At 43.2% G+C, this 17,565-nt stretch carries 15 protein-coding genes; 2 read left to right on the top strand and 13 right to left on the bottom strand.

Features of this window, described 5'->3' with window-relative positions; translation table 11 throughout:
• Positions 1 to 32: 32 nt before the first annotated feature.
• A complete protein-coding gene (locus EV579_RS11910; protein ID WP_133744497.1) occupies positions 33 to 1,499 on the bottom strand; it encodes an alpha-glucosyltransferase N-terminal domain-containing protein in 1,467 nt (488 codons plus the stop codon).
• Between the two features lie 97 nt (positions 1,500 to 1,596).
• Positions 1,597 to 1,986: a glycerol-3-phosphate cytidylyltransferase gene (gene tagD, locus EV579_RS11905; protein WP_008343212.1), complete on the bottom strand. Its 390-nt coding sequence runs from the start codon at positions 1,984 to 1,986 to the stop codon at positions 1,597 to 1,599.
• 359 nt (positions 1,987 to 2,345) lie between these two features.
• Here tagD and EV579_RS11900 point away from each other — a divergent pair, with 359 nt between their 5' ends.
• Both EV579_RS11900 and EV579_RS11895 read left to right on the top strand, forming a co-directional pair.
• Positions 2,346 to 3,116: a WecB/TagA/CpsF family glycosyltransferase gene (locus tag EV579_RS11900; protein WP_024426277.1), complete on the top strand. Its 771-nt coding sequence runs from the start codon at positions 2,346 to 2,348 to the stop codon at positions 3,114 to 3,116.
• A gap of 11 nt (positions 3,117 to 3,127) precedes the next feature.
• Positions 3,128 to 4,318: a CDP-glycerol glycerophosphotransferase family protein gene (locus EV579_RS11895; protein ID WP_133744496.1), complete on the top strand. Its 1,191-nt coding sequence runs from the start codon at positions 3,128 to 3,130 to the stop codon at positions 4,316 to 4,318.
• Positions 4,319 to 4,335: 17 nt separating this feature from the next.
• On the opposite strand, the gene EV579_RS11890 is transcribed toward EV579_RS11895, so the two are convergent.
• From EV579_RS11890 to EV579_RS11840, 11 genes are all read right to left on the bottom strand, one after another.
• Positions 4,336 to 6,966, bottom strand: a complete 2,631-nt coding sequence (locus tag EV579_RS11890; protein ID WP_133744495.1) for a glucosaminidase domain-containing protein — start codon at positions 6,964 to 6,966, stop codon at positions 4,336 to 4,338.
• Between the two features lie 124 nt (positions 6,967 to 7,090).
• Positions 7,091 to 8,041, bottom strand: a complete 951-nt coding sequence (gene manA / locus EV579_RS11885) for a mannose-6-phosphate isomerase, class I (protein ID WP_133744494.1) — start codon at positions 8,039 to 8,041, stop codon at positions 7,091 to 7,093.
• A gap of 147 nt (positions 8,042 to 8,188) precedes the next feature.
• A complete protein-coding gene (locus tag EV579_RS11880) occupies positions 8,189 to 9,010 on the bottom strand; it encodes a carbohydrate ABC transporter permease (protein ID WP_044333316.1) in 822 nt (273 codons plus the stop codon).
• A complete protein-coding gene (locus EV579_RS11875) occupies positions 9,007 to 9,978 on the bottom strand; it encodes a carbohydrate ABC transporter permease (RefSeq protein WP_133744493.1) in 972 nt (323 codons plus the stop codon). Before EV579_RS11875 ends, EV579_RS11880 begins: the two co-directional genes overlap by 4 nt.
• Positions 9,979 to 10,035: 57 nt before the next feature.
• Positions 10,036 to 11,301, bottom strand: a complete 1,266-nt coding sequence (locus EV579_RS11870; RefSeq protein ID WP_029706335.1) for an ABC transporter substrate-binding protein — start codon at positions 11,299 to 11,301, stop codon at positions 10,036 to 10,038.
• Between the two features lie 103 nt (positions 11,302 to 11,404).
• Positions 11,405 to 12,823, bottom strand: a complete 1,419-nt coding sequence (locus EV579_RS11865) for a response regulator (RefSeq protein WP_133744492.1) — start codon at positions 12,821 to 12,823, stop codon at positions 11,405 to 11,407.
• A complete protein-coding gene (locus EV579_RS11860; protein ID WP_133744491.1) occupies positions 12,817 to 14,259 on the bottom strand; it encodes a sensor histidine kinase in 1,443 nt (480 codons plus the stop codon). The genes EV579_RS11865 and EV579_RS11860 overlap by 7 nt, the downstream gene beginning before the upstream one ends.
• On the bottom strand, positions 14,256 to 15,257 hold the full coding sequence (locus EV579_RS11855) for a sugar-binding protein (RefSeq protein WP_133744490.1): 1,002 nt from the start codon (positions 15,255 to 15,257) through the stop codon (positions 14,256 to 14,258). The genes EV579_RS11860 and EV579_RS11855 overlap by 4 nt, the downstream gene beginning before the upstream one ends.
• Before the next feature lie 69 nt (positions 15,258 to 15,326).
• On the bottom strand, positions 15,327 to 15,782 hold the full coding sequence (locus tag EV579_RS11850) for a GNAT family N-acetyltransferase (RefSeq protein WP_133744489.1): 456 nt from the start codon (positions 15,780 to 15,782) through the stop codon (positions 15,327 to 15,329).
• 120 nt (positions 15,783 to 15,902) lie between these two features.
• Positions 15,903 to 16,502 carry a bifunctional 4-hydroxy-2-oxoglutarate aldolase/2-dehydro-3-deoxy-phosphogluconate aldolase gene (locus tag EV579_RS11845; protein WP_133744488.1) on the bottom strand — a complete coding sequence of 200 codons (600 nt, stop codon included), beginning with the start codon at positions 16,500 to 16,502 and terminating at the stop codon, positions 15,903 to 15,905.
• A complete protein-coding gene (locus tag EV579_RS11840; protein WP_103131699.1) occupies positions 16,474 to 17,490 on the bottom strand; it encodes a sugar kinase in 1,017 nt (338 codons plus the stop codon). Before EV579_RS11840 ends, EV579_RS11845 begins: the two co-directional genes overlap by 29 nt.
• Between the last annotated feature and the right edge of the window lie 75 nt (positions 17,491 to 17,565).

Below are 17,565 nucleotides of genomic sequence, written 5' to 3'. Positions count from 1 at the left end.
CTGTTCAGAAATCTTACCGTTATGTTATATCACTATTTCACTTTCCAAGAATAGTTGCCTTGTTTCGTTTGATATGACCATCCATCGATGGACGATGGTTTATTCGTAAGCAGCTCACCTTCTATTTCTAGACGCTGCAAAACCTCTTGAAGTTCTTCTGTTTTAAAACGAATGTAAAAATCCACAAATTTCGTTTGGTTGATTTCAATGTTTTTCTTTGTTTGAAAATGGCCGATTGGGAAGCTGACTTGATGGTTCTCATCGATTGTTTGAGAGATGATTTCAGCTCCATTCACTCGATCATATCCTGCGAAATCAATTTGCACATGATCCGCATGACTCATTTCACCTTTTAACTCGAGTTGAAGGTGAAGAACATGATGCTCAGAGCTTAGATCACGCAAGACCCATTTCATGCTGTCAACGATCCCTCTCAGTTCATCTTTATGCTCACGATTTTCGAGCATATGATGAATCGCCGTATTCCAAACAGTCTCTTCGTCAGAAGGAACAAAATAAAAATAAGCTTGTTCTCCCAATAGTTTTTCGACATCTTCTTTATGTTTAGTATCCCCAAAAAAGACAGCATCCACTTGCTGTTTTCTTATTTGTTTAAATAATTCTCCATATTGAGAATTGACTTGATGCAGATCTTCCTCATAATGTGCGTGATGCACAAATGCAGCGTAATAGGTTGTTTCAGGCTGATCGATTTTAAACAGGTGGCGGTCCTGATCACGGTCCTCTGTGATCATCAGTTTCAAACGGTCATTTTGTGATTGAATGCTGGATAGCCATAATTGTTTAATATCCGTCTTCTTTGTAAATGTTTGAATCCCTGTTTTTTTATACCAATTAATATGCCGAACTGGATTCTTTTTTACATCTCCATGGTAGATGAACTCCATATAAATACTGCCATCGTCATTGATCAATTCCTCTAAGTATAGTGCACCTGTATGGGGAACAAAGCTTTGTACTCTGCATAAAACGCCCTGCCAATTGTATTCTTCCCTCTTCACCAGTTGCTGCTCTTCATTATATTGATCAATATAACAAATGGGGGAAGCAGGCAATACATATCTCGTCACTTGAATCGTGGATTCATCTGCTGGAATCACTGCTTCATTGATCGAATGCGATGATTCACCAACAATAAATTCCGAGTAACGTCTTTTACTACCACTTTCCGGTAGAATATAGTGTTCATATACATTCAATATGTCAACCTCAGGAGAAAAGAACTCTCCTATGCGATGAATACGTTCCTTCACATTTGCATCGTAATTTAAAGTTAAAATTGCAGTACGTTTATGTTGATCAGCCAAAGGCTTAACCCTTGTCTTTAAAGACTTCGTTAAGCTCTCATCCTGTTTTGGCACATCACCCACAATAAAGTAATAGTCCATATCAGGCACGTCCATTGATGCCATCGTTTCATGTTGTTCAGATTGAACCAATGTGTCTTCAACTTTTTTCTTCATCCAATTTTGAAACAAAGGAAGCTCTCCTTAAAAATAATGATGACTTGCTCATTGTATTTTACATGAAAAAGTACTTCTCACCAAAAGATAAGAAGTACTTTTTTTCGATCTATTAAAGTCCCGCAATTTCTTCCTTAATTTGTGTTGTCGAGATGCCTTCTGTTCTCTTCAAGTATACGACTTCGCAATGTTCTTTTAAGAAATCGAATTTACCTTCCCAGTCATCTCCCATGACAAACACATCGATATCATGCTCTTGCACGTCACGGACTTTTTGATCCCAGCTGTTTTCTGGAATGACTTCGTCTACATAACGAATGGTTTCAAGAATCAGCTTTCTATGCTCGTAGCTGTGATAAGCTTTTTTTGATTTTTGTAAATTAAACTCGTCTGTAGAGATGGCCACCACTAAGTAATCTCCGAGCTGCTTTGCACGTTCTAGCAGCTTAATGTGCCCCCAGTGTAATAAATCAAATGTACCGTAAGTAATAACTTTCTTCATTGCAAACATAAACTCCTTTCTTCAATCCTTATTCGACTGCATTCGTGCAGTAATTTATCCGTAATTCTGTGATATTCGATTCGCTCTTCGGAACCTCATTATATCACAGCGCCCACCAAACGTTAAGCGGATGTAAAGACAAACTATTTCCAATTTATTGGGCGCAGGAGGAAAAGTCCGAAGAATCAATGTTTCACAAAGGATTGTCCAGATGAAATGATGAAAATGTCATGAAATTTAAAGGTTTGTAAAGTTATTGTTAATATTTCATGGAGCATCTGTGATAAAATGATGAGTAGACGAAGAATGAATTTACAATGGACGTTCATAGATAACAAGTTAAAAAGGAGGTCTAAACAATGCAAACAGAAGTGGTCTCTAACCTTTCTTATGTAAACGGCGACTTAGATGAATTTATCAGCTATATGAACCAGCACCATATTTCTCAGAGAAGAGGCGCCATGATTGCGACTGTCAATCCAGAGATAGGCTATGCCGTCATGAAGGATCATGCGTACCATCAAGTCGTCTCATCTGCGGATTATGTACTGCCGGATGGCGTAGGCGTCGTATTGATGTCCCGCATGACCCAAAGTCCGCTTAAGTCTAGAATTGCCGGCTTTGATGTCTTCATGTCTATGCTTGATCTAGCAAACAAGCAGTCTAAAAGAATCTTTTTATATGGTGCGAAAAAAGAAGTGCTTGAGGCTGTGAAACAGCGAATTGATACGGAATATCCAAATGTGGTCCTTGCCGGAAGCTGTGACGGCTATCAAGCCGATAAACGTTTCGTTGCGAAGCAAATCGCGCGCTCGAAACCTGATATGGTGTTTGTTGCATTAGGTTATCCAAACCAAGAGAACTTTATTTACGAATACCGCCATTTATTCCCGCAGGCTGTTTGCATCGGTTTAGGCGGAAGCTTTGATGTATTTAGCGGAACGGTGAAGCGTGCACCACGCTGGATGATTAAGACAAATACAGAATGGCTGTACAGATTGATTGTGAATCCATGGAGATGGAAACGAATGCTCAATATTCCTAAGTACGCTTTTGCCGTCTTAAAGGAAAGCAAAGGAAAAAAACGTTATTATCCTGAGCAGGTAAAGGATCAGACGAAGCAGCTGTGAGAGACTGATAAATGATGAATATACGCTCAATGATGATTTCATGTTACGCAGCTTTTATTTCTTTCATTGGATGGCTGATGAGCGGCGTGAAGCCTCGTGAAAACCAGGTGACGCTGCTTGTTTCATTCCAAGAGAATGCGGCTGCTCTCATTCATACTTATCAACAACAGGCGAACATGACAATGAAGCTTACTGTCCTCTATACGAAGCATGCTTCTGCGATAGAAAAGGACGAGCCTCATCTGTCATTTCGCTATTTTCATGAAAAAAATCCTCTCCATCTCATTCAATGTCTGTATACGATGTTTAAAAGCAAGGTTGTCGTGACAGATAATTACTTTCTCATGACGAGTGTGCTCAGAAAACGGCCTTCTACCACCTGTATTCAAGTATGGCATGCAAATGGGGCTTTGAAAAAATTCGGGCTCGAAGATGCTTCAAATTCTGAACGAAGTCCCCGTGACATCGAACGCTTCAAACGTGTCTATGCGTCTTTCGATTACATTGTGACAGGCTCAGATCACATGCGTGAGATTTTCAAGACCTCGTTTGGGGTCAATGATGAACGCTTTTTACCAACTGGTGTACCATTGACGGATGTGTACTATGAACAGCACCAGCCTTCCTTGAAGCTAAATAATGTTCCAAAAGGGAAAAAGATCCTGCTCTATACACCAACTTATCGAGACTTTGCAATGGACGGTCTTGTGCTGCCTTTTTCAAAAGAGCAGTTACAAACTGATCTGAATGGCGATTACATTCTGCTCGTCAAGCTTCATCCTGCGGTCAAACATTTAGCGAAAGCAGAAACAGACGGTGAATGGATATTTGATGTGTCCGATCAGCCGCTCTATCCATTGCTTTGTGCTTGTGATGTCCTGGTGACAGATTATTCGTCCATTGTGTTTGAATATGCACTGCTCGAAAAGCCTGTGTTGTTCTTCACTTATGACTTAGACACTTATCGAGAGAAACGCGGCTTAGTCGATCGGTATGAAGATATCATTCCTGGTAAGGCTTGCGTCACTCAAGACATACTCTTGCAGGAGCTTTTGCACCTAAACGGATCAACCAATAAAGAACGAATCAAAACCTTTGCTGAGGAATGGAACCAATATTCAAAGGGACAATCCAGTCAGCAGCTCCTCTCATTTATTGAACAGCAGCTGCTCCTACACAAAAAACGTCCGGCTTCTCATTAGGAAGCACGGACGTTTTTTTATTTGTTATACACCGGGATATCATAATACAGCGTATAGTCATCAAGCAGGTTATACAAACTATACATGCGAGTGACTTGCTTAGAAGCCCAGCCAATATCTGTTGCATATTGATGAGTCGCTGCAGCCGACCAGCGCATTTTATAAATTGTATCTTGCTTGTATGTGGCATTATTGATATAGCTGTTGCCAATGAATTTTGCTCCGCCAATAATGGCCGCCTCTGGCGTGAACCATTGTTGTTCATACGCATACTTTGCACCTAGATAATTCGGATTGCTGTCATATGCGCCAATGCCATACATGTTATAAACTTTCTTTCCATTATACATTGTACCATTCGCTAAAATGGAACTTCCGTTACCCGTTTCAAGCAACGCATGAGAAATAAGATAAATTTCGTTGATATGATACGTTTTTGCTGCTGTAATAAAGGCTTGTCCTTTACCCGCAAGAATCCCTTTTCCTGCTAAAATCTTTGAATTGACCTCTGCTGGATTGAGATTCGCAGCTTCAGAGAGTTTCAGAAATTGAAAATAAGATTGCGTGCCTTCGGCAATATTAGCTGGATCTACATATTTTTGCACCTCTGCTGCACTTGCATTTCTCCAGCCGAGGTTGATCCTGATCCAGTTCCCTTCTTTCCCAAGCTGTTTCACTTTTGCTCCTTTATTGAGCTGTGCCACAATGTTGCTTGCAGAGCTAGAATCAGGTGTAGAACGAACATTTAAGCCATCCGTATTCACTGTCGATGTGGCTTGGTCTACATATGCTGCATAAACATAGGCCGCACCATCTGTCTGTGGTGATACCTTCATTTGTTTGTTGACCATCTCATTGATAGTAAGGTTGTAGTTCGTTTGCATGACCATTGGGCCATTTTTAATTTTTACGGCTGTGGCAGTCCAGCCATATTGGCTTTTCACAAATGCAATGGCTTCATTTACAGTTGGTAATCCTGTAAATTGCTGCGTAATGTTAATTTTGTAAGTTGGTTTCGTTGTTGTTGTATACACAGCGGTTTCATTCCGTTTTTTGAAAAATGCCAAGCCTTGGTCACGCAGTGCAGCGGTTGAGATGACACCTGTTTTGATCTGATATTGAGCATAATCGGCTGCGCCTGTTTTTTGTGCAACAGCCTTCATTTTTTGTTTCGTTAAATAGCTGAGTGCTTGATTCAGTTTTGTCTGATTCACTGTCGGCTCTGTCATGATACGGTATTGCTTGACCGCTTCTGTCAGCGTTTTTGTACTGCTGGGAACGCCATTTTTCTTGATAATCTCTTGAGCCTGCTTCACTTTAGTTTGTTCATATACAGGTGTTGTCTTAAGACTATATGTTTTGCTGACAGCTTGTCCCTTACTTGTCTTGATGCTGCTTGTCAGCTTCTGCGTTTTTAAGTAGGCGGCACCTTTATTCACTTTCGCTTGGTCCACTGCTTGATTGACGACGAGTCGATATGTGCTGTCTGATACCTTGCCTGTTTTTTTCGTTGTCGCAGATACTTTTTTCTTTTGGAAGAAAGCCGCTGCTTTTTTCGCTTGGTCATCTCCTAAAAGGTTTCCCGTCACGACTTGATATGGCTGTGTGGAAGAAATCTTTTTGGAGGTGTAGCGCCATTTCTTTTTCTTGAAAAAGGCTACCGTTTTGCCGTAAGCTGTATCGTTCAATTGATTGAGCTTCACGATATAATTTTTTGTTTTTCCCACTCGCTGGACAGCACCTGCAGCACCGGTTTGTTTCTTAATCTGAGCTGCAGCTGAAGCTGCTTGTTTGTTGTCTTTAAAATAGCCTGATTCCAAGCTGTAGACATTTTTTAAGGCACCAGTCTTTTGAATCTTCCCGCTGATCTTTGCTTCTTTTTGCAGCTGAGTAAGGAGCGTCTGTGCTTTCGACTCGTTCGCTTGTGCAGCGGATGTGACGATGTAATACGGCTTACCCGCTGTCACCGTTTGAAGCACTGCTGTTAAGCCGGATGCCTTTTGAAAGCCTTGCAGAATGGTATTCGCCTTACTTTGTCCAACAATACCGCTTGAAATCAGCTGATACACAGTGCCAGCTTTCGTTTCGGTTTGGTATGTACTGGTGACACCTGCCTGCTTTTGCAGCTCAGTTTGAATATTTTTCACTTTCGTTTCAGAATCAATGGTTCCTGATATGACCTGATAAGAAGGTTTGCTTTGATTGATGACTTCATAGGAGCTATTGAGCCCTGATGTTTTTGTTAGCTCAAGTGAGAGCTTTTTCGCCTGACTTTCATCATTGACTGGGTCAGATACGACCTTTTGTAAAGGAAGGCGGTCACCTACTGGAGACACCGTACCACTCATGCCCACTTCTTTTTTTAATGCAGCTGCACTTGCATTCGCTGCTGCTTGCGACTCATATCCTGAAGCAGTGAGCTGATAGGTCGACGTAGTTCCTGAGGTTTGATAAGTGGCTGTCCACTTTTTGTCTTTCTTTAGTGTTTCCACTGCTTTTTTCACTTCTGCTTCTGTTGTAAATACCTTTGAGGTGTTCATCGTATAAATGGATTGATCGACATAGGAGGCTGCTTGCGCTTCTTTACCCGTGTGTAATGTCATACCAAAGGCAGCTGCGAGTAACATAATCTTGATGGTTTTTTTCACGTTCCCTGTCCCTCTCTTAACTTTGCATAATAGTCTACTAATCTCTTTATCGACAAAAACAAGTACTCTTTCAAGTCATTTATGCAATAGAAAAATAGAGGACCCCCTCGAAGTCCTCTTTTCCTTATATGTGCGACACAATCAGTTCACAAGATCCTTCAATTGAGAAGCTTCCTGTTTCAGCCGGCAGAATAAAATGAGCGCCCTTTGGCAGTGGATATGTGTGTCCGTCATGCTCTAAAGACCCTTCTCCATGAATCACACTGCATAGCAAAAACGGATAATCCTGCGTAAGCTCTACTTTTTGATCAATTTCCCATTTATACACAGAGAAATATTCTGCTTCGACAAATGTACGAATGGTCACTCCCCGCCGTGTTTCAACTGATTCATCTGCATACCCGTCTACATGAGGAACTGTTGTGACATCAATCGCTTGCGCAAAATGAAGTTCACGTTCGTTGCCATCCTGGTCTTTTCGTTCATAATCATATACGCGATAGGTTGTATCTGAGCTTTGCTGCGTTTCAAGGACAAGCGTTCCTTCGCAAAGCGCATGGATGGTACCGCTTGGCACATAATAAAAATCACCAGGCTTAATCTTCACCCGCCGCAAAAGACCTTCCCAATCTCCACTATTCATCATGGTGACTAGCTCAGTTCTTGTTCTTGCATTGTGCCCATAGATCATTTCTGCTCCTTCTTTGCAGTCAATGATATACCAGCACTCTGTTTTTCCAAGCTCGCCATTTTCATGTCTTTCCGCATAATCATCATCTGGATGAACTTGAACGGACAAGTCTTGGTTTGCATCTAATATTTTAGTTAACAGCGGGAAGCGGTCGCCTTCTATCCCCCCGAACAATTCTCTATGATTGTTCCAAAGTTCGATCAGCGTTTTCCCTTTATATGGACCGTCTTGCACGATACTTGGTCCGTTTGGATGAGCAGAAATTGCCCAGCATTCTCCCGTTTGATCAGAAGGAATATCATAGCCAAATTGATCCCTTAAGGCTGTACCTCCCCATATTCTCTCCTTCAATTCAGGCAGTAAAAAAATTGGTGACTGCTTCATTCAGGATGACTCCTCCCTTTGCTACCCTTTGATAATCCTTACCTAGCTTGATGAAAACTAGTAAGTCTCAACTTTTATTATGACGCTATCTAAAGAGAAGTCAATCCTTTCAGTACAACGAATGAAAACGATAACACAAAAAATATTTTACCCTTTGACAGAGCCAGCAAGAAGCCCTTTGACAAAGTATTTCCCAAGAAGAATATAGACGAGTAGTGTCGGCAGCGCAGCCAATATCGCTCCTGCCATTTGGACGTTCCATTGCACAATTTGACTGCCTGATAGATTTTGCAAGGCAACCATCACCGGCTGATGCTCCGCAGTGGTCATCGTGACCGCAAATAAGAATTCATTCCACACATTTGTGAACTGCCAAATAGCCACCACAACAAATCCTGTGATCGAAAGCGGAAGAATCATATGTCTGAAAATCCCGATAAATCCTGCACCATCCATTTTCGCCGATTCAATCATTTCATCTGGGATGCTCACATAGAAATTTCGAAACATGAGCGTTGTGATCGGAAGTCCATATACGACATGGACAAGCACAAGCCCTGGAATTGAATTATACAATCCGACTTCACGCAAAAATTGAATGAGCGGGATCAGAATACTTTGATATGGAATAAACATCCCAAAGAGCATCAGCGTAAAGACGATTTCTGACCCTTTGAAACGCCATTTTGATAGGACATAGCCATTCATTGCACCTAAAACAGCGGACAATAAAGTAGCAGGAATGACAAGATAAAGAGAATTCATTAAATTGGGCGCCAGCTTTTCAAACGCGATTTGATAGCTTGAAAAATCGATAGTAGATGGCAGCGACCACATTCGCTCAAGGGTGACTTCACCTAATGGCTTCAAGCTTGTGACGAGCATGACATAAACAGGCATCAGAAAAAAGAGACTGCACAAAATCAATAAAGCATAAAGAACTGGACGGACAAACCATCTGGCTGTCATGATGAAGCCCCCTTCCGGCTCGACAGGAGATATGGCACGATAAAGACCGCAACAGAGATCAGCATGACAACCGCAATGGCGGCACCGCCTGCATAATGGTTTCCTCTAAAGGTCATTTCAAACATATACACGCCCGGAACATCCGTGACAAAATTCGCACCCGGTCCTGTCATCGAGTAAATCAAATCGAAGATCTTTAAAGAAATATGAGCCATGATGATGACAACACTTGCAGTAATCGGTTTTAAAAGAGGGAAGATGATTTTCCAGTAAATCTGCCACTCCGTTGCGCCATCCATTCTAGCAGCCTCTCTTACTTCCTCTGGAATTCCTCGCAGACCCGCCAAATACATCGCCAGAGAGAAGCCTGTCATTTGCCAAACAGCTGCAATCACAACAGCAATCATGGCCGCAGGTACACCAAACTCAATTTTCCCCCAGACAAATCCGGCCAATATGTTCGTATCCGTATACCACTTAGGCTGGATACCAAGCGTTTTCAAAAATAAATTCACCCCAGTTGACGGGTTTAAAATCCATTGCCATACGACTCCTGTGACAACGAAGGAAAGGGCCATCGGAAAGAAGAATAAATTCCGAAAAAGAGATTCCCCCTTGATCTTCTGGTCTAGTAAAATCGCAAGTGCGAGACCAGAGACAATGACCGCTCCAATAAAAAATAAAGTGAAAAAGACCGTGTTTCGAAGATCTGATTGAAAGCGGAAATCTTGAAACAGCATGACATAATTGCGAAGACCTGCGAAAGAGAAATCAGGAACAAGCGTGGTCCAGTTTGATAATGACACATATCCTGTCCAGCCAATAAAACCGTAAACAAAGATGAATAATAAAACCGCTGACGGGGCTAAAAAGAGCAGCGCCAGCAGCTGGTCTCCATTCCATTTTTTCCGCATACGTTTAACTTTGGGCACAGGTGTTTTTGTCATCGGCGATGTGTCCATGCGCATGAAGCTACACTCCTTTTTAAAAAAAGAGGCGGTGCCTAGCCGCCGCCTCCTTCGTCTTTATTTCATTGCATCTTTTAATGATGAAACAAACTGACTGCTGTCTTTTTGTGTCACGAAGATATTGACGGCTTGATTCGCTTTTGTCACAAACCCTTCTTCAGCAGCTGAGCCATGAGCAAGAGACGGCGCCAGTTTTGACTCTTTAAATGCCTTCATCGCCGATTTTCCGTATTCATCATATTTTGATACATCTGCATCCACACGTGCTGGAATCGATCCTTTTAGCGGATTAAACGCATCCTGTCCTTCCACAGATCCTAAAACGGATAAGAATTTCTTCACGTTTTCTGGCTGTTTCACACCCTTTGGCAGTCCAAATGTATCGGTGATCACCATAAAGCTTCCTTCCGTTCCAGGAGTCGCCGCGTATCCAAAGTCTTGATTCACCTTCAAATCAAGATCATTCACAAAGTACCCCTTCGCCCAGTCGCCCATGACATTCATTGCCGCTTCTCCTTTTGCCACGAGCTGTGAGGCATCCTGCCAGTTACGTGAACTGTGATCGTCATTGACGTATTCGAGCATACGTCCAAAGATGTCTGCCGCTTCCTTCACTTTCGGGTCATCCATTTTCATGTCGCCAGCCCAAAGTTTTTGATAACCATCTGCCCCTAATACACCCAGCAAAACACTTTCAAACAAATGAGTCGCTGCCCAAGGCTCCTTATCTCCAAGTGCAAGTGGTGTGATGCCTTTTTTCTTTAATGCATCTGCTGTTTTGAAAAATTCATCAAATGTCGTTGGCGGCTCTAAGCCTGCATCATCAAATACCTTCTTGTTATACCAAAGCACATTGCCCCTGTGAATGTTTACTGGCACGGAATAGATTTTCCCGTCTTTGCTGACAAGGTCAATCAGTGATTCTGGAAATTTGTCTTTCCAGCCTTCTTTTTCATATAAATCATCCAGAGGCTCCATTTTGCCTGCCGCGACCCAGCTCTCATTCAGCTCCGCCCCGCCATGTACTTGAAACGTAGCAGGCGGATCATTTCCCTGCATACGGCTAGTCAGGACAGCCTTTGCATTCGTACCAGCACCACCTGCGACGGCTGCATTTTCAATTGGAATGTCTTTATTCTTCTCTTCAAACAATTGGATGAGTGCCTTCAGCCCGTCTTCCTCACCTGCTCCTGTCCACCAAGAGAAAATTTCGAGTTTTTCCGCTCCGCCTTCTTTTTTTGCCTCTGAGTTCGTCGATGAGCTGCAGGCAGTGACGATAAGCATACAGAGTGCCAGCAGTGTAAAGCCTAATTTAAACTTCATAATTGATCCCCCTATCCCCATTTTGTAAGCGTTATAAAAATAAGTATAATGGCAGATCCTTGCTTTTTTTCAGGCAAACTTCTTCACTTTTTTATGAAATTCTTCATTTTTTTACGGCCCGTTTTCGATATTCCTTCGGTGAACAGCCGACCATCTTCTTAAACACACGGCTGACGTAATTAGGATCTGTATATCCTGCCTGAAAGGTAATTTCTTTTAAGCTAAGCGTGCTGTCTTTGAGGAGCTTTTTGATCTTATCCAGCCGGCAGGCTGTCACATACTCTTTAAATGTCAGACCAGTCTCGTCTTTAAATCGTTTTGTGAAATAGGTTGGACTTAAATCAACATAAGCGGCCGTTTGCTCAAGCGTGATCTGTTCACAATAATATGTTTTGATGTAACGTTTTGCCCGCTCGATGTCATTGATGGTCTGGGTTCTCGCTTCATACACATCAAATAGGTGTTCACAGCACTGGCGGCATTCAGCTGCGGTGCTGATTGTCAATATCGATAGGTCTGTACGGAGTCGTGATTTGAAGAGAATCAGCAGTTCTTTTACCTGCGAAATCGTCGCCCCCTCTAATTGAAAGGCATCAAATAAAGCCAGCGCATCCTCTCTTCTCCCTTCCTCGAGCGCCTGCATCATGCTGTCTGCAAGCTCCGGCAGATGAATCAATGGACCGGGCTTCACCTCTGTTTGGTAAAAGCCATAACGAACAACGCCGCCACTCTTTTTTCGCTGATAATAGGAAAGCTTCGCCTCTGCTGCACTTTTCTGAAGATGAAGCGGGTTTGAGACTGGGTGCCCTATGCCAACGACAGGTGAAGGCTGACCGTTTGTCATGGCAGCTCGAATGGCTTGCAGCACCTCTGCCTTTAGCGGACCTGGTCCCTGCTGACTATAAATGAGGCATGTAAACAGTTCTCCCCCCATCTGAATAGGCACCGTATGAAATCGTGCAGATTTCTGTAAATCGATCAACAGCTGGTCTCCTTCTGTTCGCTGCACAGCAATGATAAGACCTGCTTCATATTCGGAGAATAGTTGTTGAAACTCCATGGATGTATAGGATTGACCGTTCATGACATGCGCTTCAAGCCACTTTGACTGCTGATCGGCCGCTGCCGCCTGCCGCAGAGACGCCTCCTGCTGTATCTCTGCTGCTACAAATTGAATGGCTGCGATGGTTTCATCTTTGTCAGCTGGTTTGACGAGGTATTGTTTCACCCCCTCCTGCATCGCTTGCTTGGCATAATCGAATGTATCGTAGGCTGTCAGCATAATGAATTTTGTATGAGGACTGATTGCTTTGATCTGTTTGATCGCTGTCAGTCCATCCATGCCAGGCATCTGAATATCCATGAGCACAAGATGAATGGACTCAGATCGCACGAATTCAACCGCCTTCTTTCCATTTTCCGCTTCTCCTGCTATATGACACTCTGGAACCCATTCGGTTAAGAATTTCCGCATCGCTAGCCGTTCTATTTTTTCATCATCGACAATCAGCACGTTCAGCATGCCGGTCCCTCCTTCATCGGAATAGCCAATTGTATGGTGGTGCCTTCGTTTGGCTTTGAATCAATTTGAAGGGCATCTTGCACCCCGTAAAACAAGCGCAGTCTTGACATTACATTCCGAAGACCGATCCCTGTCGAGTGGCCTTTACTCAGTATGTTCGGATCTTCCTCTTCTTTTTCTGACAGCAATCTTCTTTTCTCCTGTTCATTGATGCCCATCCCATTGTCCCGAATCCGAATCATCACATAGCCGCCTTCTTGATAAATCGAGAGCTCGACAAGTCCCTTTTCCTCCTTTGGCTCGACGCCATGAATAAAGGCATTTTCAACAAGCGGCTGTAAGGTAAGACTTGGGATATGCACAGATAAACACGATTCATCGATGGACGTTTTGCACGTAATACGATCGGCAAATCTCGTTTCTTGTATATGAAAATACTCTTTCACCACTTTCACTTCTTGTTCCAATGTAACGGATGTACTAAGAGCAGACAGCGAATACCGCATCAGCGTGGAAACGGATTGAATCAGCCTCGATGTGGCTTCTGCTGATTCTAAGTAAGCCATACGTGAAACGATGTTTAATGTGTTAAATAAAAAATGTGGGTTCATTTGGTTTTGCAGCGTTTTTAGCTTCATGTCTTTGATTTTTTGATCCAATGCTGCCTTTTGTTTGATCTCTTCAATCATCATTTTCATCTCTTGCCGCATTCGCTGAAAGGCTTCATTTAAAACAGAGATTTCATCCTTTGAGGTGACATGCAAATTCGCTCCATCAAAATTTCCTTCTGATACTTCTTTTACGCTTCGGGACAGATGAACGATGGGTCTTGAGATCCCGCCAGCAATCATATACGCCATCCATAAGGCGACCCCGATTGATAACGTAAACAGGCATAAGGTAAAGAGCGCATAGGTTTGATGCCTTTTTTGAAGAGATTGATAGAGTATCTGATACTCAGATAATTCATCATCAAGCAGGGTCATCGTCTGCTCTTGTATATAGGAGGAGACGGTTCTCACTTCCTTCACACTTGCAGCATATTCTTCGATTTTCCCTTCTTTTACATGTGTCATGGTCGCATCACTTTCATTGATGAGCGTCCGCATCATATATTGATATTTTTCAATAGAAGGAATTGCCGCATGAAGACCGGCATCCTTTCGCAGCGCTTGATCGTATGATTTCATTTTCTGTTTTGACGTAAGATATTCTTTGGCAAACTTCCGATCCTTTTCAATGGCATAGGCATTGACCTTTTCATACATCGTTTTCGCCTCTGTCGAGATATCATTAAGCAGGAGAAAAGAACGAAAGCTCCGGCTATATTCTGATGTGATTTTTGAACTGCTCCAGTAGACAAAAAAAGCGGCTACGTTGCCAAGAAGCACAAGGATTAAAAATGCCAATAACAGCTTACTTCGAATCCTTCTCATGGCTGCATCCCCTGCTTTCTGTCTGTTTGCTGAAGAGGCAGATCCCCGCGCCGGATCACACTCGTTCCCGTGTACTGAAGCGGTTCTTCTTTTTCACCTTTTTGCAAACGAACAAGCGATTCAACCGCTTGATAGCCCATTTCATAAGGATGCTGCACGACCACGGCATCAATCGTTCCATCATCAAGCGCCTGAATCGTATCAGGCAATGTGTCAAATGCAAGCACATAAAAATCAGTGGATGATTGATACTGTGCGATTGCTTGAATGATGCCTGCACCATCTAATGCACTTGTGCCATAAAATGCGGTGAGCTTCGCATGATCGTTTAATAGTTTATAAGCGGCACCTGAGGCACCTGACTTCGTAATGGCTGATTCTTCTATTCCAGCAATATGAATGCGTTTTTCAGCGGAGACGGCATCTCGAAAGCCTTTGACACGCAGCTTTTGATGAATGGCATCCAGCCTGCCTGTGACAATTCCTACATACTGTTCACCTTTTGTATCTGCAATGAGTGCCTGTCCTGCGATAAAGCCTGAATAGTAATTGTCCGTTCCTACATACACTTGACGTTTGCTCCCCTCTGCATCTGTATCGACGGTGACAACATCAATTCCTTTTTCCCTCGCCTTCTGAAAAAGCGGTTTGTATTTTTTCGCCTCAAGTCCCTGTGTCATAATGCCGTCAACATGTCCAGCGATTGCCATATCAATGGTTTTCAGATGATCGTCTACATCCGCTTGCTTTGGGCCCAAATATTCTAGATACACGTGATGAACGTCTGCCGCATCCGCAGCTCCCTTTTGTACAAGCTGCCAATATTCATTATCAAGTTCCTCCGGTACAAGGACAAAATGATATTGATACGTTGACTCCGCTTTATCGGAAGCGCTTTCAATTTTAAATAAATCTTGACCTAATAACGTTAAGAAGATGACAGATACCACACAAAATGTGAGAAATGCGCTCATTCCAATCCACTTAGATAATTTCACCGAGTCCTCCTCCTTTCCACTATTCCCGCATAAAAAAAAGAGCTGCTTATAAGCATACTCTCTCGACCTCTATAATTCCTTTGTCATAAATAAACTGTTTGGATCTTCTTGATATGTACCAAAAGGCGGACAATACTGAAACCCAGCGCTCTCATATAGTTTTCTTGCTGGTTCAAAGAAAGCCATTGCGCCTGTCTCTAAGCTGACACGTGTGTAGCCGCGCCGTTTTGCCTCTTGGAGAAGATGATTCAGCATATATCTCGCTACACCTTTTCGCATATGGAGGGCTACGGTTCTCATCGATTTGATTTCCCCATGTTCACTTGACAGTTGCCTTAACGCTCCGCAGCCAAGAAGCTCCTCTCCATCTCGCACACTCCACACGGTGACATCTTGCTTTTTTAAATCAGTTAATGGAAGGGCATGAATGCTTTCTGGCGGCGAATGCTCCTTCATCTCTTCTATATGTGCGGTAATCAGCTGGTCAATTCGTCCATCCGTGAGTTCATCTTGTAGAATGTACATTTCCATCACTCCTTCACGATCATTGTACGTGAAGAGTTGAAATTTCATCTGCTGTTATGTCAGATAAACGAACAAACAACCGGCATCAACGAGCCAGTTGTTTGTTCGTTTGACAAGTATTTATGAAGAAAGAACGGCTTGTAATTCCTCTGCTGTACTGCTTTCAAGCTGACTTCCGATACCAACAGCCACCGCGCCTGCTTTGAGCCACTTTGGAACATCAGCTGGATGAATGCCGCCCGTAGGAATAAATTCAATCTCTGGAAATGGACCTTGTAAGTTTTTCATATAGGATAAACCGAAGGAGCCGCTCGGAAAAAGCTTGAGCAAGCAATAGCCATCTGCTTTTGCCTGCATGATTTCACTCGGGGTGAGAACCCCTGGTACATAGAGTGTGTCGTAAAATGAAAGATGTTCTCCAATCATAGGAAGGTATCCTGGACTAACGATAAACTGCGAACCTGCCTCAATGGCTGATTGCGCCTGCTCCAGCGTCGTAATTGTTCCCGCTCCTACTATGAGGTCCTGCTCCTCCTGAAAGGATGCGATGATGCGTTCAGCATTTGGCGTGGTATACGTCACTTCAATGGCACGAACTCCTTTTTTCTTTAAACGCTCAATCATTTCAATACCTTCTGCTTCACTACCCGCTCTCACAACTGCGATCAATTTACAAGACGCGAGCTGCTTTTTAACGCTCAAACTTGCTGACTTTCCCATATCTCTCATCCCCTTTCATGTACTCCCGCCTTTGATATCGCTTGGCTTCTTTCATAAAAGCCTGAAGCTCCTTCCGGGTTGGCAGTCCGTCCTTATCGCCAGGTGACATCACTGCAAGTGCCCCGACCGCATTGCCTCTTGTCACGGATTTTTCATGTGATAAGCCGTCAAGCAAGCCGCTGATGACCCCCACTGCAAATCCATCACCAGCTCCAACTGTGTCTACGACATCCTGCACATAAAACCCATTCACAATTCCCTGACCGGCTGCACTTTTATAAAAGGCACCTTCTGCCCCTAGCTTAATGACCACTAGCTTGACACCTTTTTGCAAATAAACATCTGCAATCTCTTCTGGCTCGTGATAACCTGTGAGCCTTTGCCCTTCTGCAAGCCCTGGAAAAAACCAATCCGATTGTGAGGCGATATGATTCACCGTCTGAATCATATCTTTCTCCTCTTTCCATAGCTGAAGCCTTAGGTTTGGATCAAATGAAATGGTTTTGCCCGCTTCCTTCATTTCTTGAAGGGCATGAAAAGAAAACGCTCTCATTTCACTAGATAAGGCAGGCGGAATACCAGTCATATGAAGGTGGCCTGCCTGTTTGAAATAAGCGGCGGGAAAGTCGCTTGGACTCATTGTGCTCGCAGCAGAGCCTTTCCGATAATACGTGACGTCAGGGTCTCCTTCCGTCACTTTAGATTTAAGTAAGATTCCCGTTTGAGACCCATCATTTGAACGGAGCACTGCACTTGTATCGACACCCTCTTTTTGAAGCTCTTCTAAAATAAATGTGCCAAGTGAATCTGCTCCGACTTTGCTCACCCAGCCCACATGAAAGCCCAGCCTCGCCAAGCCGACAGCCACGTTACTCTCTGCACCAGCAAGTGCCTTTTGGAATGTATGCACTTGATGAAGCTCTCCAACTTCTTTTGCATAAAACATCGCCATTGATTCCCCAAATGTGACCGCATCCAACGCTTTCACTCATTTCTCCCCTTTCTTGGTACCGGTTTCAAATCAGTTGAAAAAGAGAGAGCATGCACGTATGTATACTCTTCT

The sequence above is a fragment of the Bacillus sp. BK450 genome (assembly GCF_004364885.1).
Classification (GTDB): domain Bacteria; phylum Bacillota; class Bacilli; order Bacillales; family Bacillaceae; genus Bacillus; species Bacillus safensis.
Note: the sequence above shows the minus strand (reverse complement) of the source record. Positions and strands in the feature narration are given on the sequence as shown.